The organism is Nostoc sp. LEGE 12447 (assembly GCF_015206985.1).
In the GTDB taxonomy this organism is placed as follows: Bacteria; Cyanobacteriota; Cyanobacteriia; order Cyanobacteriales; family Nostocaceae; genus Nostoc.
Genome location: NZ_JADEXT010000006.1, coordinates 1 through 23,393, shown reverse-complemented (window position 1 = coordinate 23,393; position 23,393 = coordinate 1). Strand labels below are relative to the sequence as shown.

The window sequence follows — 23,393 nt, the reverse complement described above, 5'->3', positions numbered from 1 at the left end:
ATTGAGCGATGCCTGTGGTGGTCACTGAGCTTTGTCGAAGTGCGGGCTACGCCTATGCACCCATTCATAATTTGCTTACAATGTCTAAAGATATGCAACGCGAATTTACCAACCGCGATGAGTTGGTAGCCTATCTCCGCGAACAATTCCCAGATGCGGCACAACGCGATGACCACATCAGTGAAAAAGTGGGGGGACGCAAAGCAGCACAAGAAGCGCTGCAAAAAATCGACCCGGTACATTACGCACAAACACGTAATTTTTTCACAGGTGCGGTGACGCGACTTTCGCCTTACATCCGTTATGGCGTTTTGAGTTTGCGAGAAATTCGAGATTATGCCCTTGAAAAGGTACAGCAAAAAAACGATGCTACGAAATTAATTAATGAGTTAGGTTGGCGCGACTATTGGCAAAGGTTATATGTGAAGTTAGGGGATGAAATCTGGAAAGACCAAGAAGAGTACAAAACTGGTTACACTGTGGCTGAATATTTATCCGAATTGCCGCAAGATATCAGACAAGGAACCACAAACAGGGTTTGCATCGACAGTTTTAGCCATGATTTAAAAGAAACTGGCTATCTACATAACCACGCCCGAATGTGGCTAGCGGCTTACATTGTCCATTGGCGACGTATTGGTTGGCAAGCAGGAGCAAAATGGTTTCTTGAACACCTTTTAGATGGTGATCCTGCTAGCAATAATATGTCATGGCAGTGGGTTGCCAGCACCTTTAGTCAGAAACCGTATTTTTTCAATCGTGAGAACTTAGAACGCTATACTGAAGGCGTTTATTGCCAGAAATGTCCGCTTTACGGTCATTGTGATTTTGAAGGCAGCTATGAAGAATTACAACAGCGACTTTTTCCCAAAGGAGAATTTAGCAAACAAGCCAATAGCCAAAGTTGGCAGCGTGATAAAAAAGGGAAGGGGAGCAGGAGGAGTGGGGGAGGACAAGGGGGACAAGGAAGAGAATAATAACTCTTGACAAATGACAAATGACAAATAACAAATGACTAAACCAATTGTTTGGGTGCATGGAGACTGCCTCAGTCCATACAACCCCGGACTAAAAAAATACCCTGATGCCCCAGCTATCTGGGTTTGGGACGAGGCTTTGATAGATGAATGGCAACTGAGTCTTAAACGCCTCACGTTTATTTACGAATGCTTGCTAGAGTTACCTGTTGTTATTCGTCGTGGCGATGTGGGACAAGAAATTTTAGCTTTTGCGAGAGAACATGATGCGAATTTAGTTGTCACAGCCAACAGTCCCAGTCCCCGGTTTGATGATATCTGCAATCAAATAGAGGGTTCTATAGCAGTGGAAACGTTAGAGGCCGAACCATTTTTTGACTATGATGGCTATATTGACCTGAAACGGTTCTCGCGCTATTGGAAAGTGGCTCAAAATTATGTTTTTGAATAGCTAAATTAGCGATCGCTTTTTCTAGCAATAGACGCAAGATTTTGCGATCGCAACTCCAACTATTAAATTTTCTGACTACCTTCTCGTGCTAAATTATTAAGGCTTGGTGTTGGGAAACTCCGGTGAAATTCCGGGACTGTGCCGCAGCTGTGATGGGATCGCTCAAGTCAGAATGCCAACTCTCAAGATGTCACACTCACCATCTACTCCCTGCGTTGCACGGGGAAGGAGTACCAAGTTTGCTTTCTGGATTTGCCACTTGTCCAGGCTTGTTTTATGCTACACCCGCCGCCGATGGTATATTATCTCGCATTAGAATACCAGGTGGAATTATTAGTAGTCAGCAGTGCCGTGCGATCGCAGATATAGCAGACCAGCATGGTGGTGGCTATGTTGATGTCACTAATCGAGCTAACCTACAAGTCCGCGAAATTCGCACGGGGATAAATAGTGAGGTTTTGCAGCATTTACAGGATATGGGATTGGGTTCTCGCAATTCTGTTGTAGACCACATCCGTAATATTATGACCAGCCCAACTGCTGGTATTGACCCGCAAGAATTAATCGACACCCGCCCTTTTGTCCAAGATTGGGATAATTACATTGCCGCACATCCGGCGCTTTCGGGACTGTCGGCAAAGTTTAGCGTTTGCTTTGATGGTGGTGGAATTATTCGGGTGTGCGATCGCTTGAATGATATCCTATTTGCTGCTGTCTTAGTTGACGGTAATGTTTACTTCCGCCTCTATCTCAGTGTCGGGGCAAAGGGTCAACCGCCCAGCGATACGGGGATTTTGTTAACACCAGAGCAATGTTTACCTGTCTTAGCAGCTTTAACAGAGGTCTATCTAGCTCATAGTAATACTACAAATAATCGTCGGCTACGTCTCTTAGAGTTATTGAATACTTTGGGTTGTGAAAATTATCTCCAAGAAGTTCAGCAGCGTCTACCTTTTTCTCTTTTATGCAGTAACCTAACCCCCCAAACCCATTCCCTGGTAGAGAAGGGGGAGGAATTCTCTAATCTTTTGCAAGCAGAGGGGAAATATCAGCATATTGGCCTCCATCCCCAACGTCAGCAAGGCTTATTTTACATTGGTGTCGTCTTACCCCTTGGACGGTTGGAGAGTAACCAGATGAAGGGTTTGGCAGATTTAGCAGCAAAATATGGTAGTGGCACTCTTCGGTTAACCCCCTGGCAAAATTTGCTGCTAACAGATATTCCTCAGCAATGGGTTGGTGATGTCCAAAGTGAAATTGCTTTCTTAGGATTAGATACTTCAGCAACTAACATCAAGAGTGCGTTAATTGCCTGTTCTGGAAACAAAGGTTGTGCCTCTTCTGCCACGGACACTAAAAGTCATGCGTTGGCATTAGCAGAATATCTTGAAACTCGCGTTACTCTGGATTGCCCAGTTAATATCCACTTTACTGGCTGCGAAAAATCCTGCGCCCAGCATAGCAAGAGTGATATTACTTTGCTCGGTGTCAGCATTGAGGCTGACGATGGAACTGTAGAAGGCTATCACGTTTATGTTGGTGACAGCGAGCATAAATTTGGACGGGAAATATATCAATATGTGACTTTTGCGGAACTACCTGCATTAATAAAGCGGATGCTAGATGTATATAAAATTCAACGCTTGAATCTTGATGAATCCTTCAGGGAATTTAGCAATCGATGTGCGATCGATCAATTGCAACTGTAATTCAATAAACACTTAGGTAAGTTGGCGCGAAAAAAACCAAGTATGTTACGCAACGTAAATAGACTTAAAGCCCTTACAAATAACAAATGACCAATGACAAATGACTATATCCGAGATGCCAACGAAATTTACCGTAATTCTTTTGCAATCATCCGGTCAGAAGCAAACCTAGATATGCTGCCACCAGATGTAGCAAAAGTTGCAGTGCGTCTTATTCATGCCTGTGGGATGACGGATATTGTTACTGACTTGGGATATTCATCAACAGCAGTGCAATCCGCAAGGGCAGCGCTAGCAGAGGGAGCGCCAATTTTATGCGATTGTCGGATGGTTGCTGATGGCGTTACTAGGCGACGGTTATCTGCAAATAATCAAGTTATCTGTACCCTCAACGAGCCGGAAGTCCCAGAAATGGCCCAGCGTCTGGGTACTACAAGATCGGCAGCAGCCTTGGAATTATGGCGATCGCATCTGGAGGGATCGGTAATTGCAATTGGTAATGCACCCACAGCACTATTTAGGCTCTTAGAAATGCTCGACGAGGGAGCTAATAAACCTGCGATTATCTTAGGCTTTCCAGTGGGATTTGTCGGTGCAGCCGAATCGAAAGCAGCACTGGCAGCAGATAGCAGGAATGTACCATTTTTAACATTACATGGTCGGCGCGGTGGAAGTGCGATCGCAGCCGCCGCAGTTAACGCCTTGGCAACGGAGGAAGAATAATGAGCAAAATCAAAGGTCGTCTCTATGGAATTGGTGTAGGCCCTGGCGATCCCGAATTATTGACTCTGAAAGCATTGCGGCTATTACGTGCGGCTCCTGTTATAGCCTATCAATCAGCCACAGATAAAGAAAGCATCGCTAGAGCAATCGTGGCGCAATATCTTCCTGGTAATCAAATCGAGGTGTTGTTTCATCTCCCCCGCGCTTTAGAACCAGAAAAGGCCAAGTCTATTTATGACCAGGAAATTGAACCAATCGCCCAGCATTTAGCCGCAGGTCGAGATGTGGTGGTGCTATGCGAGGGAGATCCATTTTTCTATGGTTCATTCATGTACGTTTTCACGCGGTTATCTGAACAGTACCCAACAGAAGTTATCCCCGGAGTTTCCTCACTGATGGCTTGTCCGGTAGCTTTGGGTGTACCTTTCACTTACTACACCGATATTCTCACAGTCTTACCCGCCCCATTGCCAGCAGAAGAACTGACTACACATTTGTTGATGACTGATGCAGCAGCAATTATGAAGCTAGGTCGCCACTTTACCAAAGTACGAGATATTCTGCATAAATTAGGGTTAGCATCACGGGCAAGATATATTGAGCGGGCATCAACATCACAGCAACGCATCATACCCTTGGATGAAGTTGATCCTGATAAAGTACCCTATTTCTCAATGATTGTGATTCCAACTAAGAATCGACTATAAATACAAGACGCGATGAATCGCGTCTCTACAAAGGGGGATTAAAAAAACGATGCCTGCGGCGGGCTACGCCTACGCATTCCCATTCTGCAAACAATATTAATTGGCGTAAATGCCGAAAACCGCGTTCGCATAATGACTAACAAGTAGGCATCATTCACGATGCAATGATGCTAATTGCTTTGCAATGATTTAGACTTTACCATAAAGAAATACTTCAAAAAAAATTGATGGCTCCTAATAGCACCTTCACTCCTGATGCGATCGCTGCTGGCTTTCATGCCCTATCCGATCCCCTAAGAATTCAGGTCTTAGAACTCCTACGCTCTCAAGAACTATGCGTGTGCGACCTATGCGACCACCTGGGAACCACTCAGTCTAAACTGTCTTTTCACCTCAAAACCCTGAAAGAAGCGGGTTTGGTTCGCGCTCGTCAAGAAGGGCGCTGGATTTACTACAGCCTCAATCTGCCGCAATTTGTTGCTTTAGAGCAGTATCTAGCAGAATTTCGTCGCTTTAGCCCAATATTACCTATTCGTCCCCCCTGCGAAACTTAAATATTCATCAATTTTTTTTGTAATATTTTGTTTAATTTTAATTTTATAGGCATTGACAAATCAAGTTTTTTTGAAATGATGGGTATATACTCTTGAGATAACTCACCAAATTTTAGATTTTCAATTTTGGATGTTGGATTGAATAATCTGAAATTCCTGCTCTAAGCTCCTGCATTCATGTATGGGGTTAATTGTAATGAACAAAAAAACTGCAAAACGTCTCTCTTTTATTGACCGCTTTCTAACCTTATGGATTTTTTTAGCAATGGCCATCGGTGTTGGCTTGGGCTATTTCTTTCCTGGAGTAGAAGCGTTTATCAACCAGTTCCAGGTGGGAGCAACCAATATACCAATTGCCATCGGGTTAATTCTGATGATGTACCCTCCTCTAGCCAAGGTGCGATACGAAGAGTTAGGGGATGTATTTCGCAACGGAAAAATTCTTGGTGTATCACTAATTCAGAATTGGATCATTGGGCCAATTTTGATGTTTGCTCTGGCGGCTATTTTCTTACACGGTTATCCAGAATACATGACGGGATTAATTCTGATTGGATTAGCCCGTTGTATTGCAATGGTAGTTGTGTGGAGTGACTTGGCACGAGGCAATACAGAATACACAGCTGGATTGGTTGCCTTCAACAGCACCTTTCAAGTTATCTTTTATAGTCCTTATGCCTGGTTTTTTATCACTGTATTACCGCCACTTTTTGGCTTACAAGGTAGTGTTGTGAATGTCAGCATTGCCGAGATTGCTGAAAGTGTATTTATCTATCTTGGTATTCCCTTTTTAGCTGGATTTTTCACTCGTTACTTCTTAGTAAAGGTGAAAAGTAAGCAGTGGTATCACGAGGAATTTGTGCCTAAAATCAGCCCGATCACGCTGATTGCTCTGTTATTTACAATCGTCGTTATGTTCAGCTTGAAAGGGAATTTGATTGTTCAGATCCCCTTAGATGTGGTGAAGATTGCAATTCCGTTGATCGTCTACTTCATCATCATGTTTCTGGTCAGTTTTTACATGGCTTGGCGCGTTAAGACGGACTATTCTAGAGCCGCAAGTGTAGCATTTACATCGGCAGGAAATAATTTTGAACTTGCGATCGCAGTTGCGATCGCAGTGTTTGGGATTAATTCGGGTGTTGCTTTTGCCGCCGTTGTCGGGCCTCTGGTGGAAGTGCCTGTGTTGATTGGTCTTGTTAATGTTGCTTTCTGGTTTGAAAAACGTTATTTCACAACACCGGAATCGAGAGCCTGATAAGTTTAGTCCACAATTATTCCCAGGAGTTGAACTATGAAACGTGTAATGTTCGTCTGCAAAAAGAATTCTGCCCGTTCTCAAATGGCGGAAGGCTTTGCTAAAACCCTTGGTAAGGGAAAAATTGAAGTGATTAGCTCTGGATTAGAAGCAAGTCAAGTTAGACCAGAAGCGATCGCCACCATGAGAGAAATTGGTATCGACATTACCAATCAACACTCCAAACCCCTTAGTGATTTCCAAGCACAAGACTTTGATATAGTGATTTCTTTGTGTGGCTGTGGCGTGAATTTACCGCCAGAGTGGGTTATGCAGGAAGTATTTGAAGATTGGCAATTAGACGATCCAGCAGAACAACCAGAAATTTTTTCTAGAGTCCGCGATGAGATTAAAGAACGGGTGACTCAATTGATTGAGTCTGTGAATAAAGAAATTACACCTGCTCGATAAAGATTGCAACTTCTTCATCTCTCCATGTCGCGCCAGTTGCTACAAGTCGGGGAACCCGACGACAGTCGCCTCAAGTCCCACGGCGCTGTCTCCCCAACGCACTGCAATACTTGTCGGTTAAGGGGAAAAGGGGAAGGGGAAAAGGGAAAGAAAAAACCTTTAACCTTTACCCTTTAACCTTTACCCTAAATCCAATTCCGAGTTAAAAATGCTTAACCGAGCAGTATTGCAACGCACTGGCTTCTCTGCGCCTCTGTGGTTCCTTTTATTGGATACTTATTTCTTGGAAATCCCTAAGCAATTATCATGACGACATTTGACCATCCGCCCAGAATTTTGTTTTTGTATGGCTCCTTGCGTGAGCGTTCCTATAGCCGTCTTTTAGCGGAAGAAGCAGCACGCATCATTGAAGAATTTGGGGCAGAAGTGAAGTTTTTCGATCCTCGTGAACTGCCGATTTACGGTAGCGTACCTGACACCCACCCAAAGGTGCAGGAATTGCGTGAATTAAGCCTGTGGTCAGAAGGCCAAGTCTGGTCTAGCCCAGAACTGCACGGTCAGATTTCTGGCATAATGAAAAACCAAATTGATTGGATTCCGCTTAGTATCGGAGCCGTTCGCCCGACTCAAGGCAGAACTTTAGCTGTGATGCAAGTAAGCGGTGGCTCGCAGTCTTTCAACGCTGTCAACACATTAAGAATTCTTGGACGCTGGATGCGGATGTTCACGATCCCCAATCAATCCTCAGTGGCGAAAGCATATCAAGAGTTTAATGAAGACGGCACAATGAAAGATTCACCCTATCGCGATCGCGTTGTAGATGTGATGGAAGAACTTTACAAGTTTTCCTGGTTATTGCGTGACAAAGTTGATTATCTCACAGACCGCTATAGTGAACGTAAAGAAAAAGCTGCCAAAGAGACAATTAAAATAGCTTCTCAATCTCTTGAAATTAACTCTAAAGTAAATTAACTATTGGACATCCAAAAAAAGATAACCTCCTGGCAGATTGAACCAGGAGATTTAAAAAAATTGATTCATCTTTACAAGCGTTGTAGCAGGCTCAAACCGTGAGTGTCAGTACCACAGGTATTGAAAAGAAAGTATTCATCAGCCAACTTTTGCACTTGTTCGGATTCCAATACGCTGGGTTTCCAAGGGTTAGGGTTATTGTAGGCGTAGAAAGTTTCCACACCATCGATTCCCTTTTGGGATGCAGCTGGAATTAAGTCAAAATGCGATCGCTTATAACGGGCTGGATGAGCCAGAACTGCCAATCCCCCAGCTTGATGAATAGCGGCAATCACGTTACTTGCCTGATATTCTTGGCCTGTAGTCGGCCTTCTTTGCAGATAGGGTTTCATGCTAGGGTGTTCTGGAGCAAAAGCGTAAGCCAAAATGTGAACTTCTATATCCAGAAGGTTAGCATTGATTTCTACGCCACTCCACAGGTAAGGAGTTGTTGCACCAGGATTACTCCACTTCCAATCTTCTAACCAAGCAAGGGCCGCTTGATAGCCGATAATGCCATGATGGTCAGTAATCGCTAATCCTTTTAGTCCAATAGCGATCGCCTGCTCCATCAATGCACTCGGCTGCAACCTGCCATCCGAGTGGACAGTGTGCATGTGAAAGTTGAATAACCTTGGACAACTGTATGCATCAATGTTCTGGAATACTTGCTTCAAAAGTTCTGCCGAAGCAGTAGTCCGGGCCAAATTTACAGCCATAACCCCCTCTGAATAAAAATATATATTCTTAACACACTAAAACGCCCTATTTACGGATGAGAAATTTCCAACACTGTAAATTAGTGTATTGGTGGCTACTTTCTCAGCTTTTTCAGCAAATTTTTCAATATGTTAAGACTACGTTAGCAAATCTTAACCTCAGTAGTCATGGGTAGTTTGAACTACTTTAAAGTTAAGTAGTAAAAAATATTGCATATAAAATTTTACAAATAAGCCTATATTATTTATGCTAAATAGCTTGTCTTTAAAGGCTTAGGAGAATAATTTTCTCAAATCAGTCTGAGATTTAAATATATATCACGTGTTAAAAAAACAGAAATCTCAGTAATTATGCTAACTTTTATTTCATTTAGTAATGACTACAGTGTAGGCGGAGCCCGCCGCAGGCACCGCATAAGTGAGTTTATAATCGCTCTCCAAAAACTAGCGATGTCTACGACGGGCTATGCCTACGCTTGCGGCTCATTATACTCCCCGCGCAATTCCAAAAGAATCTCCCTTCAACGTCACCCCAAGCGGTTCTATTACCACCTCGCGGCTAAGGGATGCTTCAACCTTGCCGGCAATCACAGCTGTTAGCTGATGTTCTCTTGCGAGAATGACAATCCTTTCTGCATCCTGCTCAGATTCCGTATAGAATGCAAATCCGGCTCCGTAATTGAACACGGAAAGCATCGTCTCTGCCCCGCCCTCAAGATGACCCTCAACAAAAGTAAATATCTCCGGCACTGGGAGCATTGTTTTGATGACGTACCGAAGTGGCTTCACCGACCGCATCAGCTTCTGCCAACCATGACCAGTGATATTTTCCATCGCGGTGGGGCGAATTCCTTCGCCAAGCACCGCCTGTACAAGTGGCGTGTAGAGATAGGATGCTGCATTCATCGCTTCCCAAAACTCCTGCCCACTCGGAAGTTTTGTTCTATAGCCATCAGGAAGAGACTCAGTGAGCTTTCGCAATGGGGTAAACCCGTTTTCATGGGGGCCAGAACTCTCAACAAGAACAATAGTATTTCCGGCATCCAGACGCGAGCTATCAATGGCAGCGACACCAGGCGGCATCACGCCAAAAACCGAACCCGCAATGTCGAGCCGGCCTGGAATCATCTTAGTTTTCAGTTGAGGAGTTTCCCCTGAGAGATAGACACACCCCACTCGTTTGCACCCCTCAACGACTCCATCCAGAAACCCATCAAGGAAAGCGGGGGTAAAGATTGTTTCAGGAGTACTTGATGGCAGATAAAGACCAAGAAGTAGAGTCTGCATCCCTGATGTTGCCGCGTCGTTTGTCAAACACGAGATCATCTTGATACCGATATTCCACCAAAATCGCCGAAGTTCTTCTTCGGAAAGGTCGTCAGGGCGGGTATCGTCTGCCGTTCCTAGTCCTTCAGGGACGAGTGTTAGAGAAAGTTCTGGAGCGCCCGCTTGAATAAATGGAGCGAGGTTGAAGTTGAAAGCGTTAGCACTTGCTCCAAGACCCGACGAGGGGACGGTACCATAGGCATTTGCAAAGGTAAGTGTGCGTTTTGCAGCATCGATGAAGCGTCTTTTTGCGGCATCGAGAGTATCGTAATCGACTTGATCGAGAGCTTGAGCCATCAGGTTGCGTTTTAAGTTAGGAATGGAGATGCGATTAATAGCGTCTGTGCAAGAGTTAAAAGTTAGGAGAAGTCATAACTCCTCACTTTAAAATACCTCATCTTCAATACCACGCCACCATTCACCCAAATTCATCAAGTCTTGGTAAATATCTTCTAATTCTTTGGCGTAGACATCGTTTGTAAGGGTGGCTCGACGCTCTTGCAATTTCTTGAGGCGCAGTTGTACCAATACCCAAGGTTTAGTGATGCTATTCGTTGCTTCTATGTATTGTGCTAGTTCTTTGCTATCCATAATGTTTATATATTTTTCAAAATTACACGCTGTACAAAAGAATCATGTTGTGTATAAGTTAAATATTTGGTTTTAGGTTTTTATTAATTATTCTTTAATAGTAAATAGATCCGCGTTATAAAAGCAATTCATGTAGACGCAAACCGGCTACTCTTACGAGAACGCTTTCAGCGAACCCGCAGGGTATTGCCTTTACAATAAATGGTTTTTTAAACATTCATATTTGGTCTTTTCTGTCAATGCATAAGTCCTAATTTTGACTTTCATGCAACTACTTTTATTCAGACAGTGCCCATCCCACTACTGAAAAACAGAAAAGGGAGAAAATAAAAAGAATTTCTCCCTTTTCTGGTGGACTTTCTGCTTCAACTTTTGCAAATTAACTTATGGAGCAGCTTACTAAGAGGCATCGCACTCAGTTAAAACCAGTAATTAATTAAGCTTTAGCCAAGTTTTCAGCAGCAAAGTCCCAGTTAACCAAGTTATCTAGGAAATTCTTGATGAACGCTGGACGAGCGTTTCTATAGTCAATGTAGTAAGCGTGTTCCCAAACATCCAAGGTTAGGAGTGCCTTCTTACCATGAGCTAGAGGGTTTTCTGCATTTGGTGTTTTGATCACCTTCAGCGTACCACCATCATCAATCAGCCAAGACCAACCACTGCCAAATTGAGTTGCAGCTGCGTTAGAGAACTCTTCCTTGAATTTGTCGAAGCTACCAAAATCTTTATCAATTCTGGCTGCGAGATCGCCAGTGGGTGTGCCGCCACCATTTGGCTTCAAGGAATTCCAGAAGAAGGTGTGGTTCCAAACTTGAGCAGCGTTGTTGAAGATTCCCGCCTTAGAGGAGTCTTGAAAGGAAATTTTAATCACTTCTTCCAGAGACTTATCAGCAAGTTCTGTACCTTCAGTCAGCTTGTTGAGGTTGTCTACATAAGCTTTGTGATGCTTACCATAGTGATACTCGAAAGTTTCAGCTTTCATGCCATTTGGCTCTAAAGCATTCTTGTCGAAGGGTAGCGGGGGCTGTACAAATACCATTGTGTGAAATCCTCTCTTTACCGGTTTCCAGTTTCAAGCTATTGCAGAAGCTTGGAAAATTAACAGCTTTTATTTTTAAGGTTTTATGTCTTTAATGATGGAACATAAAACTTAACATCGTCATTCTACTACCAAAGTGAAGATAAAGTGAAGATGAAAACAAAGTACTTCGCTGATAAGTCAAATCGCTATGAATTCACGGTTATAAATAAAAATGGCTAATATCTCGTAGCGAAAGTCCAATCTGTAATTAGCATTTAGCAATTAAAGCTTTAATACTTCTATCTTTAGTAGGATTAATTGCGATGTGGTAAATCAGTCGAAAGCGAGATGATTTAATACTTAAATAATCTAATAATATTAAAACTAAGGCTTAATAAATCACTGATGAAATTATCTTATTTTTAAATATTGTTTTGAGGATGGTAAGTGAATAATCACTCACCCACCACCCTTTGAAACTAAAAAGTTAACAGTAAATAGCAGTGATTAGCGCTGAGATAAACGCTGCTGGTAATAGTTAACAATTTGTGCCGTGACTTCAGACACATCCAAACCATCAGTTTGAACTTCAATGGCATCTGCTGCTTTTTGCAAAGGCGAAACTTTGCGTGTGCTATCTTTCCAGTCACGCTCGGCAATATCCCTTTCTAACTGCTCTAAATTGATTGCGGATTGGCCTTGTTTGTTAAAGTCTTCCTGGCGGCGACGGGCGCGTTCACTGACAGAGGCAGTTAAGAAGATTTTGACTTCGGCATCGGGGAAAACGTGAGTACCAATGTCTCGTCCTTCAGCGACTAAACCACCTTTTTTACCCCAGCTTTGTTGTTGTTTAACCAGTGCTTGACGGACAGCGCTTTGGGCTGCGATCGCAGATACAAGAGAAGTTACCTCAATGGTGCGAATTACCTGAGTAACATCAGTACCGTTAATCCAAACCTGCACGGACGATTGTAAATCCTGGGTAGGAGTAAGTTCAATTTTACACAGGTTAGTTAATTCAGCGATTGCACACTCATCATCAATAGCAATCCCCTTTTGCAGTACAAGCCAAGTGACAGCACGGTACATTGCTCCTGTATCTAAATAGACTAAACCCAAGTTTGCTGCCACTTGTCGCGCCACTGTCGATTTTCCAGCCCCGGCTGGGCCATCAATGGCGATGATGGGTTGACGATCGCGCAAGATGATATTGTCAATCAAACGTGTAGAACCAAGACGAGCTGCGATCGCCAACATTCCTTCCTCCTCAACTTTTTCTAAAGACATCAACGTAGTCGGTTCAACTAATTCAATATATTCCACTAAAATTGTGCTGACCATTGCCACTTCTTGCTGTACCACTGCTATCAACTTGTTGCTATTGCGATCGCCTGCAATGAATGCAGCTTCAGCCCGTTGCAAGCCGCGATATAATGCTGCCGCTTGTTCTTTTGCCGTTGCAGTCAAATATTGATTACGAGAACTGAAGGCAAGACCCGACGCTTCCCGCACTGTTGGACAAGCAACAATTTCTACTGGCAAATTTAAGTCAGCTACTAAGCGTTTAATAATTGCCAGTTGCTGACCATCTTTTTGACCAAAGTAGGCACGGTCAGGCTGTACCAAGTTGAAAAGCTTGGTAACAATCGTAGCGACACCTTGAAAATGACCCAGGCGAGAACGACCACACAAGCCTGTCATCATAGCAGATGGGGGTATAACTTGTGTAACCTTTGATTCTTGTATACTCTTCTGGGGAACTGCCATTTCTTCAGGAGTCGGTGCAAAAATGGCATCTACCCCAGCTTGTTCGCAAAGTTTTTGGTCTTGCTCTAAAGTCCGGGGGTAGCGTTGATAATCCTCATTAGGAGCGAATTGCAGGGGATTGACGAAAATACTCACAATCACCGTAGAATTTTCTTGCCGCGCCCGTTGGATCAAGCTTAAATGACCTTGATGCAAATTCCCCATCGTTGGCACTAGACCGACTGCCGTCTGATACCAGCCAGTTATCTCATCTAGTCTGAGATCCTCAGTAACCGCAATCAGCTTGTTTTCTGAGCAGCGTTTAGTTAAATAGCAGCGTAAAGCTGCGACTGTTGTCAGCAGGCGCACAAAAATACCCCTAGTTCTTATCGATCCCTCCCCCGTTAGTTTATATCTGAAACAGAGGTAAGAGTTGATTGAACTAGGGGAATTAAGTGATACGGAACTTGAATTGGAGTTAGGGGAAAGGTTATAGGTGACAGGTGATAGAGAATAATCTTTTCCCTGTAACCTGTAACCTACTCGATTATTTTCCCAAAACTTCAATATGTACTGGTGCAACACCACTACCCATCATTCCCAAAATTCGAGCCGCGCCAGCAGATACGTCAATGACTCGACCCCGAATGAATGGGCCTCGGTCATTAATTCGCAGCACTACAGAACGACCGTTGCGGGTATTGGTTACACGCACTTGCGTACCAAAGGGTAAGCTGCGATGAGCAGCAGTCATTGCTTCTGGGTTGAATCTCTGACCGCTTGCAGTCTGAGTACCAGAACCGTCATAGCCGTAATAAGAAGCCATACCTCTCAAAGTGGCTTGCACTACTCCAACGGCAATCTGTTGAGGCAGCTTTGGTATTGAGACTGGTTGACGGACTGGTAAATTAGCAATTTCTTTTAGGGGAGATGCATTGCCTAGTAGCCTCCGCAGGCGATTAGTTGCTTGCAATGCATCTTCTGCCAAATTTTTGGTGGGATTGGTCTGTGCTAATCGTGTAGCTTCGTTGATTTCGACCAATTCTTCGCCATTAATTTTGATTACATAGCGATCGCCATCTTGCCGGGAGGGAGCGCTTTTGTTTTGTACTTGATTGGCATTAGATTTTTCCCCTGCTTTCCAACTGACGGTAATTTTACTGCCGTCTACACTTTCCCGATTCAACTGGTTGATCTTAGCTGCTACTACACCAGCTATCTGAACCGGGTCATTGTCAGAGGAGCTAATCTGGTTACTCACATCTGTTACGTCGTCAGCATTCAGTGCCTTTGGTGAATTGCTAGCAATAAGGGCGTACTCTTGTACGCCCCCAGTATTTCCAATTGCACTAACTTTTTTAGATTCAAAATTCGTATTTGATACAGAACTCAAAAAGGTGAGAACAGGTATATTTCGGATAAAAAGGGTTGCCGCCTTACGTCCTCTAATGTTGTGAGGATGAATTTCTGTAATCACAGCATCCAAGGTTTGTCTCCCTGCTCTGGATTGGTACTCTCCCACCTTAACCACATCAGGGGCAGGTGATTTTTGGGATGCTAGAGCATTTCCCTTGGTGGTTTGAGTACAACCGACTGAAGGTATGCCCAAAACAGCCATAGACAGGGCAACAATAATCCACAAATGTCTTTGATTCATGCGTCCGTTTTTGAAAGCGACTGTAGAACTTTAAGTTTTATAAATTGCGGGATTTTTCACTCGTGAAAGTGATTTCCCTTCTGAAAAACTCGAACTCGTTCCGTTTTCACTTTGTTATTTATAACTCGCAACAGACTAACACGAACCTTTTGGCTTGGGGATCAGGGTTTTAGCGTAATTATCGACTGCTTAATCAAATTAAAGTTCCAAATTTAAGGTTGAAACCTTTCTCAAGGGCGGACTTTGGCTATGTAACGCTTTTTTCTGCAACTCAAAAATTTCTTAAAAAAACTTTACGCTTGTTGCACCCCAAAGTGACGACACCCTATTGACTTCTGTTCTAAAGGCTCATTACTATTCGTGTATTCTAGATAACATGTATTTTCACTATTTCCTATAAGAAGATAATATAACTTTAATTAAATGGCATCGGCATAAATACTTAAAATCGTTTATTTAATTAAATATTTAGATTTCCCTATGAATAAGTCGTGATATGAGTTACATCTACAATAATTATGCAAATTAGTTTGAGTTTAAGATGTTTTTTCTACTTAGATTAATCATGACTTTTATTCCCCATAAGTAAACGTAGATGAGTGATTAATATTACCTTTAATTACCGTATTACTGAGTATAAAATAAAGAAGGATACTCAACCTAATATTTTTTGTGATTAATGATAAAAAAATTAGAAAATCTTCGCGATCGCTTATAAATCAATTTTTGGTTGTATCAAAAAGAACAATAGCTATTTTTGGTACTAAGTAATTGTTCAAAGATGATTTTTTAGAGCAAGCTAGCTTTTTCAAAATCTTTGCGGCTGTAAGTATGTACGCCTGCACCCCTACTATATATAGTGAGTATTTTGGGGAGTGCTATCAGCGTGATGACAAGCCAAGTAAATCAGAGAGATTTAGAAATAGATTCATCGCCATTATTAGCTGTTCTTCAGGAATTGCATTCTCAGTACAAGTTCCTGCAAGAGGGTGCAGTAGCTAAATATATTCCAGAATTGGCAAAGGTAAACCCGGATTTGTTCAGCATTTGCATTGTCACAGTAGATGGTCAGATTTACAAAGTTGGCGATTACGACCAACTTTTTACCATTCAGTCGATTTCTAAAGTATTTGCTTATGGACTTGCCTTAGAAGATCATGGACTGGATTACGTTTTAACAAGAGTTGGCGTAGAACCGACAGGCGATGCATTTAACGCGATCGTTTTAGATGAGCAATCGAAGCGACCTTATAACCCAATGGTAAACGCTGGTGCGATCGCAACCACTAGCTTAATCAAAGGTTCTGGCCCAACAGAACGTCTTAACCGAATGCTGGATATGTACAAGCGATATATTGGCCGGGACGTGTTCGTTGACATTTCAGTTTTTACCTCAGAACGCAGTACCGGACATCGCAACCGTGCAATGGCGCATCTGATGCTCAACTTTGGCATGATTGACCGGAATATTGAAGAGTCGCTGGATCTTTATTTCCAGCAGTGTGCTGTGATAGTGAATTGCGAAGACTTAGCAGTGATGGCGGCTACTCTAGCTAACAAAGGTATGAACCCCATCACCAAAGAACAGGCGGTAGATAAGCGTTACATCAAAGATATTCTGAGTGTGATGTACACCTGCGGAATGTACAACTTTGCAGGTGAGTGGGCTTACAAAATTGGTCTTCCGGCAAAAAGCGGAGTTTGTGGTGGGATTATCGCGGTTGTACCCAATAAGATGGGTATTGGGGTTTTTTCACCCCTGCTAGATGTGCGTGGTAATAGTGTGCGCGGGGTGAAGGTGTGTGAAGAACTTTCCCAACGGTTAGGTTTACATCTATTTGATTGTTCAGGTTCAGAGGCGAAATTTGATTAAAGAAGGCAGATTGTGCAGCGTGCCGTAAGACAAGGTAGGAAGCAGGAGGTTTCATCTCAGTTGGAGATTTGAACCTTGAGTTTTGCGCTATTTGAAGTCATTTATTACTTTTTCTAAATACTTTGTGGAAGCAACTTCTGCTTGAGAGCGGATAATTAACTCTGGCATTGTTAATGTAGAGCGAAGCTGGCAGTACAAGCGAATGGTATGTTGAAGCGATCGCGCAATTTCTTCTTGATCATGTTTAGCGGGAATAGTCTGACGAAAATCGTTCAAGTAAGACGGAATTTCCCTTTCCAGATTTCTTACACCGCGTGCAAGCAGCCCAGATTGCACCTTAGCTAATGGGGCTAGAACTTGCCCACGCAGAAAAGAAAGAAAATCAATGACTTCAAAAAGTTCACCTCTTCCTAATTTAGTTGCACCATAGTGTACCCACACCCAAAAGCGGTCTTCAATCCACTGTGGGTCAAAGGGTGGATAGTCCCGCGGGTTCTCTGAAACAACTAAGGTTAGTAGATTTCCCCGCTCCCATAGAATAATCGGATTTTCTACGCGGTCTGTTTGAAAATCTTTTAAAAGCAAAAACTTCAAATCGACGTGTACAAGAGGACTGTCATACAGACAGATTAATAATCTGGGTTCGCCAACGTGTTCACCAGTAAAAGCTGCCAGCAATTTTCCCAGTCTGCTGGCTAAAAGCTGACGCTCTTTTAAAACTTGCTGATAATGAACATCATCTACAACAATAATGAGATCGAGGTCTGAGTACTCATCCATTTCTCTACTCAAATAGGAACCACCGATGGCTACACCTAGCAAGCGGTCATCTGTCTTCAACTTTGCGAGAATCTGCTCTAAAAGCTTTCGTTGGGGTTCGGGAACAGCCATACTATTTCCAATTTCATTAGCGATCGCAAAATAACTATATATATAGTCAGATATAGCGGTTCCCGCATGGGTAAGGTACAAAAAGAAATAATAGATACTGGTAGGGGCGCACAGCTAGCTGTGCGCCTATGGTCAAATTTTAAATTATCTCTCTTCGCATGTTCATCCAACTTTCTAGCTAGTTTACAATTCTTCTGCTTGGGTAAGCGGGAAGATTTCACCAGCTAAATAAGACTGAAAGTGCTTTTGAAAGTACAACCAGGAAGTCATATCTTCCCCATCTATCAATGCTTTTGGGGCTTGTTTATATAGAGGAATACGGTTATTAATTTCGTCTTGCAGCAGTGGGGGCAGTTCTGTTAAACCATTGACTTTGCTGCCAACAGCACTGTAGATTAGTTGACCGGGGCGATCGCCCATTTTCATCCAGGGAAGCCATTGACCAATCCGATCCCAACTCAGTTTGAGTTCAGAAACTGAGGGAAGCGCTGAGTTGAATAAATCTGCGGTTGGCACAGTCAATTTAAACAATTCTGCCGCCTGATAAATTGGATTTGGGCTGTATTCGGCAAATTTGGGATCGTCTGCTAGGGGATTGGGGTAATAGGGAAATATGTCAAAAACGAAGGTTGTGCTGTCACCATCTACTTGTGCAGGAAAATTTCCCTCAAACTTACCCTGCACTGGATTATTGGCAACGTGGATTACCGGAACTGTCTCGTTTGTCCAAGGATTCTCCCATTTGCGTAAGACTTCATCGGTTTTTGGGTTGAGGTAGTAAGTCAGTTCTCTAGAAGTAAAATCCCAGCTACCCTCTGCTGTGGGAATACATCGGCTAACGCTCAATCCCAGCATTTTAAACAGGAGTTGTCTTTTCTCGCCGGGGATAAAGGCATAAATCTTACCTTTCCAAATCAGGAAAGTGGATTCGCTAGGGTCGAGGGAAGAACGAGTTTTAACCCAGTGCTGCGCTTCAAGTTCTTGAATTTGAGCAACCATCTAAAGTATCCTTAGTGTTTGGATAACAAAAGGATAAGCTAACCAGCATTCAAGTTGCATTTTTGTCATTTGTCATTTGTCATTTGTCAAAAACTAATGCCCCATACTTCCCTACGGGATGCTGTGCTTCTCCAAAGGAGTATGACTGCTCTCAGTACCAATACCCAATACCCAATACCTTCATTAATTAAACTGATTCAGAAAGTTGCTCATCCAGACGGCGAAACAAAAACACCCAAAGAGGTAGGGAACTGTTAATCGCAATTAGTCGCACTAAATGACCAGTTGTGACAATTTCAACATTATGATTCAATGCCAGGGAAACCAAGATCATTTCTGCCGATCCTCCTGGTGCTGTGACTAGCAAACAGGTTAACCAGTCCCAAGAGGTGAATTGCATCGCAAGTATAGCAGCGATCGCTCCGGCGATGAGAGTCATCCCTACAGACATCAAGGCATAGCCAACAGTCCGCTTCTGAAAGTTGGGTTTGTCTCCCCAATACTCACCAATGGTAATTCCCAGAAGCATTTGACCCAATAAGTTAATTAAAGGCGGTGGACTAAAACTAATATCACCCACAAAAGGCAGCCAATGTAGCAGAGGATTAAACCCGATACCAATTAACAATGCACCAAAGAAATCGCCGGCAGGAATTTTAAATAATATAGCTGGATAAACTACTAATGCAGTGATTAGGAGTATTAACAAGAGTAATTCTAGTTGAGATGGATCGAGATTGAGCCAATCCGCGTTGATTGGGAGTGTTTGCGGGTAGTAATTACCAGCTGATGTCTTAGCGATGAAGGGGATCAAAACAACTACTGAAGTGACGCGAATCGCCTGAACTAGGGCAACTAAGCTGACATTTTTATTGTAATCGGCAGCGATCGCTGCCATAATTCCGACACCACCAGGAACAGTAGCCAGCATTGCTGTCAATAGATTAGTTTTGCTGAGGCGGGCATACATATAACCAATACAACTTCCACTCAGCAGCAGAAACAAGGTCAGAAAAATAAATATGGGAATACCAGAAGCAACACTAGCTAGATTACCGTGGGTATTGGAAGCGCCGACAGTTAAGCCTACAAGTGCCATTCCCACTTTTCTAGCAGTGCGGTTAGGTTGAGGATAATATTGATAAAAAATTCGACACCCTTGAAGAACTACTGTACCAGCAGCAATCCCGCCAAATATCCAGGCAATCCTGCCAATTTGGAACTTGGCGAGGAGTAAACCCAGAGGTAATGCCAGAAGCATTTCCAAGACAAGGACAATTAATTGCTTCGTAAATAGCTGTTGTTTGGTAACAACAGGATTTTCATGGGTGTGTTCTTCTAGGCTGGGAGCAACACTTACGCTTTGATTCATCAATACAAGCTTTTTTATTAATTTAACTTATGTACTAAAGCTAACGCGATCGCACAACATAAATAGAGTCTATCAAGCCAAGTTTACTAGGATCGTAGTAAGCACTTTAGCGTTCAAATCAATCATTAAAGTCCTGACTAGGAAGTTATTCATCTATTAAAGTTAGTTTAGTGGACTACTAGATGTAAATTTACCGCGTGTTGCCTTCAAACAAAAATACCTATAGAGAGAGCATAAGGGCACAATGAGAGAGCGGAGTATATGTACGGCTGGACAAAAGCCGAGGCTTTAGGACATTAATTATTGAAATGATAAATAAATACGCCTGGGTTAAGGATAATCGTAGGTTGGCTTTAGGAACTAAACCCAACAATTAACTCTTGATGTTGGGTTCCGTTCTTTAAGCCAACTTACACAGTTTAAAGTTTTTATGGTTAACTGAACCGTATTGAATGATAAATAAATATAGTGTTATAGGACTCATATTTGATTGCGTGAAAAAAACTCCGTATAACTCAAAAAGCCTTCTTTCCTATTGCCTTCTTACACAAGATAGTTATTCAAATCAAGTAAATGTGAGCATATACTTTTTTTAATTTTCTCTCGGACTTGATATTCTTTTAGTCCTAACCAACACGAGAGCTTCTCTATAAAAAACTTCTACCCAATTTCTTGAGCTATAAGTGTCAACTATCCATTGTGGTGTGACAATTGATGAAGAAACATGAGCTTTTTTCAACGTGAAAGCTATGCAAGTTTTGCATTATACCCTTTTTACTCTCCTCTTTTGTTTAAGTCCCGATAAGGGTTTTAGCCTAGTTCATTAATATTACATAGTTTGATTTTATTGTGCCAACTTACTTGTTATTCATTACTAATAACCTCTAAACCTGTCCTAGCTATTGATTTAATATCAACACCCTGATCGTTTAGCAGCACTACTATAGTGGTATTTTGATTGGGGAGATATGCCAGCAATGTTGTGAAGCCATAAGCTATACCACTATGGCCAATTGCTGTTTCCAAAGGAGATGAGAACCGTTCTACACCTAACCCATAACTATAGCTTTCGCCATTATCTTTAAATTTCAGCATTTCTTTCATCATCTTCGAGGAAAGTAAGCTTTTTTTGACAAATAACGCTTTAGCAAACTTGGCTAAATCCTCTGCTGTTGAAACCAATCCACCATCTCCTAAACCGTTGCCATCATTGACTTCGGCGTAGCTATCTAGCTTACCATCCTTATTGCGATCGCTATAACCTGTAGCTACTTCTCCAATTGTCGGTTCGCGCAATTCTGTAAAGGTGTGTTTTGATCCTAATCGTTTTAAAATCTGACTGCGGATTGCTTGTGCGAGAGTTTCCCTAGTTATATTTTCAACGATCAGTTCTAAAAGAATGTAGTTGCAATCAGTATAAATAAATTTTTCTCCAGGATTTGCCTGCGGTTGTTCGTGGTAAATATACTGAATAGCTTCTCTGGCTGTCCAAGGCTGTTAGCGGCTTCTTTTGGCAGTAGCTTGAATAAACTCTTTTGTATTCAGGTATTCAGCAACACCACTGGTATGGTTGAGTAGTTGACGAACTGTAATTTTGTCGCTGTTGACAATATGAGGAGTGATGTCTCTTGGTAAGTAGGTTGCGATCGCGCGATCTAATTCGATCTTCCTTTGCTCCACTAATTTCAGCACAACCACCGCCATAAAAGTTTTACTCATACTGGCAATGGAAAAGCCATCTGTGCGTTTCATCGGAGTTTTAGTTGACAAGTTATTGACACCAGATGCTCCTATCCAAGAACCTTGAGGTGTAGAAATATACATTACTGCGCCGGGGATTTTTTCTTCTGCAACTATCTCATTTAAAAGTGTCTGTAACTGAGAACTTTTTCCAACGATGGAGGTAGATGTGACTTGTTTAGCAAAAGATTTTTCAATTACTCTTTGACTAATGTTATTACTCACTAAATATCCTGCAAAACCAAGGGAAATCACAAAGACTATTGCAAATAAAATTTTTCTGAAAGTCAAAAACATTAGGTTCATTTTACTTCCTAAATAGAAACCTACCCGATTTAGAACGACTGCACAAAGTAGTTAGTGAGAATCAAAGAGACATCTGATATACAAATAGCATTACTCTATTCCCAGATTAGTATCAAAATTTCGATTTACCAAATCTTACATAAATTTGACAATGCCAACTAAAAGCAAAACCAAAGCCACTGTTTGGGTAGTGGAAAAAGGTCAAGTACGGCCTCGTTTAGATCATCTCACTACTGAGGAACCTTTAGAAATTCGTCTTGTTCCTTTCCAGAAGACGGTAGCTGTAACAATGCGGACACCAGGTGCAGATTTTGAACTAGCAGCTGGTTTTCTCTACAGTGAAGGAGTCGTTAGCCACAGAGAAGATATCCGACGTATCAGCTACTGTGTTGATGAATTAGTAGATGGTGAGCAACGCCATAATATTGTAAATGTAGAATTGCGGGATGGGTTGATTCCAGATTTACAGCCTTTGGAGCGTCATTTTTATACTAGTAGCGCCTGTGGGGTGTGTGGTAAAGCTAGCCTTGAGGCTTTGCGTCTGCGAGGATGTCCAGTGATTCCTTCTGGCCCGACAGTAACACCTGAGATCGTATACAGCCTACCTGATAAGCTCCGGGCTGCTCAAGGTATCTTCACAGCTACAGGAGGTTTACACGCTGCGGCTATCTTCGATACTCAAGGTAATTTGTTAAACCTGTGGGAGGATGTTGGACGACACAATGCTTTGGATAAATTGATTGGTACAGCTTTTCTCAGTAACGAGTTACCTTTAAATAATTGTATTGTCCTGGTCAGTGGACGCTCTAGTTTTGAGATTTTGCAAAAGTCTACAACTGCTGGAGTTCCCATTGTTTGTTCTGTTTCTGCTCCCAGTAGTTTGGCGGTATCTGTAGCCAAGGAATTCGGGATTACCTTAATTGGATTTCTGCGGGGAGAACGATTTAATATTTACACTGGTTTGCAAAGAATTAACGCTGTTTAAGAACACTTTTATAGTGGCGTAGCGAGGCTAAATTGTTGCAAAAAAAATTGTAGGTTCGGTTGAGGTTTTTTGATGAAAATTCTAAATCATAAAGACGCGATAAATCGCCGTCTCTACACAATACTGATTATTGTAAAGACGGCGATTTATCGCGTCTCTTGCCTTAACCGATCCAATCAATGTTGGGTTGAGCAACGCGAAACCCAACCTTGTATCTTAGAAATAGTAGTAGACCGTCCCAACCTTGGTCATCATAGACCGCTTCGTAGCATGGGTCACTACAAAAATCTCTTTGACAGAACTCGAACAGTCGCCAGGGTCAAAGCT

20 protein-coding genes, 3 pseudogenes and 1 riboswitch are annotated in these 23,393 nt (G+C 42.4%); of the genes and pseudogenes, 12 read left to right on the top strand and 11 right to left on the bottom strand.

From position 1 onward, the window contains the following. The first annotated feature begins 80 nt into the window (after positions 1–80). The 9 genes from IQ274_RS09480 to arsH all read left to right on the top strand — a co-directional run bounded on the left by IQ274_RS09480 (position 81) and on the right by arsH (position 7,801). Positions 81–977, top strand: a complete 897-nt coding sequence (locus IQ274_RS09480; protein ID WP_194142089.1) for an FAD-binding domain-containing protein — start codon at positions 81–83, stop codon at positions 975–977. Positions 978–1,011: 34 nt separating this feature from the next. Further along, positions 1,012–1,428 (top strand): hypothetical protein, encoded by a 417-nt coding sequence (locus IQ274_RS09475; RefSeq protein ID WP_194142088.1) that lies wholly within the window; start codon positions 1,012–1,014, stop codon positions 1,426–1,428. Between the two features lie 87 nt (positions 1,429–1,515). Then, a riboswitch (cobalamin riboswitch) is annotated at positions 1,516–1,623 on the top strand. 44 nt (positions 1,624–1,667) lie between these two features. Next, complete coding sequence (cobG, locus tag IQ274_RS36435) at positions 1,668–3,137, top strand: precorrin-3B synthase (protein WP_228058121.1); 1,470 nt, start codon at positions 1,668–1,670, stop codon at positions 3,135–3,137. Positions 3,138–3,230: 93 nt separating this feature from the next. Then, a complete protein-coding gene (locus tag IQ274_RS36430; RefSeq protein WP_228058120.1) occupies positions 3,231–3,860 on the top strand; it encodes a precorrin-8X methylmutase in 630 nt (209 codons plus the stop codon). Further along, entirely contained in the window at positions 3,860–4,567 is a 708-nt protein-coding gene (locus IQ274_RS09465; RefSeq protein WP_194142087.1) for a precorrin-2 C(20)-methyltransferase, read from the top strand. The genes IQ274_RS36430 and IQ274_RS09465 overlap by 1 nt, the downstream gene beginning before the upstream one ends. Positions 4,568–4,794: 227 nt before the next feature. Continuing rightward, complete coding sequence (locus IQ274_RS09460; protein WP_012412683.1) at positions 4,795–5,121, top strand: ArsR/SmtB family transcription factor; 327 nt, start codon at positions 4,795–4,797, stop codon at positions 5,119–5,121. A 196-nt stretch (positions 5,122–5,317) separates the two neighbouring features. Next, a complete protein-coding gene (gene arsB / locus IQ274_RS09455) occupies positions 5,318–6,379 on the top strand; it encodes an ACR3 family arsenite efflux transporter (protein ID WP_194142086.1) in 1,062 nt (353 codons plus the stop codon). Between the two features lie 36 nt (positions 6,380–6,415). Further along, the gene (arsC, locus tag IQ274_RS09450) at positions 6,416–6,829 is read left to right on the top strand and encodes an arsenate reductase, glutathione/glutaredoxin type (RefSeq protein WP_194142085.1); all 414 of its coding nucleotides are present in this window, start codon (positions 6,416–6,418) and stop codon (positions 6,827–6,829) included. Positions 6,830–7,135: 306 nt separating this feature from the next. Next, positions 7,136–7,801 (top strand): arsenical resistance protein ArsH, encoded by a 666-nt coding sequence (gene arsH / locus IQ274_RS09445; protein WP_194142084.1) that lies wholly within the window; start codon positions 7,136–7,138, stop codon positions 7,799–7,801. Between the two features lie 71 nt (positions 7,802–7,872). On the opposite strand, the gene IQ274_RS09440 is transcribed toward arsH, so the two are convergent. The 6 genes from IQ274_RS09440 to IQ274_RS09415 form a co-directional block, all read right to left on the bottom strand. After that, positions 7,873–8,559, bottom strand: a complete 687-nt coding sequence (locus tag IQ274_RS09440) for a PHP domain-containing protein (protein WP_193945992.1) — start codon at positions 8,557–8,559, stop codon at positions 7,873–7,875. A 486-nt stretch (positions 8,560–9,045) separates the two neighbouring features. Beyond that, entirely contained in the window at positions 9,046–10,182 is a 1,137-nt protein-coding gene (locus IQ274_RS09435; RefSeq protein WP_163930670.1) for an AIR synthase related protein, read from the bottom strand. A gap of 87 nt (positions 10,183–10,269) precedes the next feature. Beyond that, positions 10,270–10,476: a hypothetical protein gene (locus tag IQ274_RS09430; RefSeq protein ID WP_114084819.1), complete on the bottom strand. Its 207-nt coding sequence runs from the start codon at positions 10,474–10,476 to the stop codon at positions 10,270–10,272. Positions 10,477–10,912: 436 nt separating this feature from the next. Beyond that, positions 10,913–11,515 carry a superoxide dismutase gene (locus IQ274_RS09425; protein ID WP_163930668.1) on the bottom strand — a complete coding sequence of 201 codons (603 nt, stop codon included), beginning with the start codon at positions 11,513–11,515 and terminating at the stop codon, positions 10,913–10,915. Positions 11,516–12,004: 489 nt separating this feature from the next. Then, entirely contained in the window at positions 12,005–13,612 is a 1,608-nt protein-coding gene (locus IQ274_RS09420) for a bifunctional pantoate--beta-alanine ligase/(d)CMP kinase (protein WP_163930666.1), read from the bottom strand. 178 nt (positions 13,613–13,790) lie between these two features. Next, positions 13,791–14,900 (bottom strand): septal ring lytic transglycosylase RlpA family protein, encoded by a 1,110-nt coding sequence (locus IQ274_RS09415; RefSeq protein WP_194142083.1) that lies wholly within the window; start codon positions 14,898–14,900, stop codon positions 13,791–13,793. An 889-nt stretch (positions 14,901–15,789) separates the two neighbouring features. Here IQ274_RS09415 and glsA point away from each other — a divergent pair. Beyond that, on the top strand, positions 15,790–16,773 hold the full coding sequence (gene glsA / locus IQ274_RS09410) for a glutaminase A (protein WP_194142082.1): 984 nt from the start codon (positions 15,790–15,792) through the stop codon (positions 16,771–16,773). Between the two features lie 87 nt (positions 16,774–16,860). Here glsA and IQ274_RS09405 read toward each other — a convergent pair whose 3' ends face one another. The 5 genes and pseudogenes from IQ274_RS09405 to IQ274_RS36425 all read right to left on the bottom strand — a co-directional run bounded on the left by IQ274_RS09405 (position 16,861) and on the right by IQ274_RS36425 (position 22,000). Continuing rightward, the gene (locus IQ274_RS09405) at positions 16,861–17,745 is read right to left on the bottom strand and encodes a nucleotidyltransferase domain-containing protein (RefSeq protein WP_202985803.1); all 885 of its coding nucleotides are present in this window, start codon (positions 17,743–17,745) and stop codon (positions 16,861–16,863) included. Positions 17,746–17,847: 102 nt separating this feature from the next. Then, positions 17,848–18,663, bottom strand: coding sequence for a DUF1838 domain-containing protein (locus IQ274_RS09400; RefSeq protein ID WP_163930659.1), 816 nt, complete (start codon positions 18,661–18,663; stop codon positions 17,848–17,850). 187 nt (positions 18,664–18,850) lie between these two features. Next, the gene (locus IQ274_RS09395; protein ID WP_163930657.1) at positions 18,851–20,035 is read right to left on the bottom strand and encodes an AbrB family transcriptional regulator; all 1,185 of its coding nucleotides are present in this window, start codon (positions 20,033–20,035) and stop codon (positions 18,851–18,853) included. 567 nt (positions 20,036–20,602) lie between these two features. Further along, a pseudogene (locus tag IQ274_RS37990) lies at positions 20,603–20,762 on the bottom strand (IS701 family transposase); the annotation flags it as partial. A gap of 137 nt (positions 20,763–20,899) precedes the next feature. Beyond that, a pseudogene (locus tag IQ274_RS36425) lies at positions 20,900–22,000 on the bottom strand (serine hydrolase domain-containing protein). Positions 22,001–22,232: 232 nt separating this feature from the next. On the opposite strand from IQ274_RS36425, the gene fdhD reads away from it, so the two are divergent. Both fdhD and IQ274_RS36420 read left to right on the top strand, forming a co-directional pair. Further along, positions 22,233–23,066, top strand: coding sequence for a formate dehydrogenase accessory sulfurtransferase FdhD (fdhD, locus tag IQ274_RS09380; protein ID WP_194142080.1), 834 nt, complete (start codon positions 22,233–22,235; stop codon positions 23,064–23,066). A gap of 72 nt (positions 23,067–23,138) precedes the next feature. Next, a pseudogene (locus tag IQ274_RS36420) lies at positions 23,139–23,393 on the top strand (hypothetical protein); the annotation flags it as partial.

Coding starts and splice junctions, on each gene's coding strand:
- IQ274_RS09440 (WP_193945992.1), bottom strand. CDS start 8,559: ATGGCTGTAAATTTGGCCCGGACTACTGCTTCGGCAGAACTTTTGAAG.
- IQ274_RS09475 (WP_194142088.1), top strand. CDS start 1,012: ATGACTAAACCAATTGTTTGGGTGCATGGAGACTGCCTCAGTCCATAC.
- arsC (WP_194142085.1), top strand. CDS start 6,416: ATGAAACGTGTAATGTTCGTCTGCAAAAAGAATTCTGCCCGTTCTCAA.
- IQ274_RS09465 (WP_194142087.1), top strand. CDS start 3,860: ATGAGCAAAATCAAAGGTCGTCTCTATGGAATTGGTGTAGGCCCTGGC.
- arsB (WP_194142086.1), top strand. CDS start 5,318: ATGAACAAAAAAACTGCAAAACGTCTCTCTTTTATTGACCGCTTTCTA.
- IQ274_RS09460 (WP_012412683.1), top strand. CDS start 4,795: ATGGCTCCTAATAGCACCTTCACTCCTGATGCGATCGCTGCTGGCTTT.
- fdhD (WP_194142080.1), top strand. CDS start 22,233: ATGCCAACTAAAAGCAAAACCAAAGCCACTGTTTGGGTAGTGGAAAAA.
- IQ274_RS09395 (WP_163930657.1), bottom strand. CDS start 20,035: ATGAATCAAAGCGTAAGTGTTGCTCCCAGCCTAGAAGAACACACCCAT.
- IQ274_RS09400 (WP_163930659.1), bottom strand. CDS start 18,663: ATGGTTGCTCAAATTCAAGAACTTGAAGCGCAGCACTGGGTTAAAACT.
- arsH (WP_194142084.1), top strand. CDS start 7,136: ATGACGACATTTGACCATCCGCCCAGAATTTTGTTTTTGTATGGCTCC.
- IQ274_RS09435 (WP_163930670.1), bottom strand. CDS start 10,182: ATGGCTCAAGCTCTCGATCAAGTCGATTACGATACTCTCGATGCCGCA.
- glsA (WP_194142082.1), top strand. CDS start 15,790: ATGACAAGCCAAGTAAATCAGAGAGATTTAGAAATAGATTCATCGCCA.
- IQ274_RS09430 (WP_114084819.1), bottom strand. CDS start 10,476: ATGGATAGCAAAGAACTAGCACAATACATAGAAGCAACGAATAGCATC.
- IQ274_RS09480 (WP_194142089.1), top strand. CDS start 81: ATGTCTAAAGATATGCAACGCGAATTTACCAACCGCGATGAGTTGGTA.
- IQ274_RS09425 (WP_163930668.1), bottom strand. CDS start 11,515: ATGGTATTTGTACAGCCCCCGCTACCCTTCGACAAGAATGCTTTAGAG.
- IQ274_RS09415 (WP_194142083.1), bottom strand. CDS start 14,900: ATGAATCAAAGACATTTGTGGATTATTGTTGCCCTGTCTATGGCTGTT.
- IQ274_RS36430 (WP_228058120.1), top strand. CDS start 3,231: ATGACAAATGACTATATCCGAGATGCCAACGAAATTTACCGTAATTCT.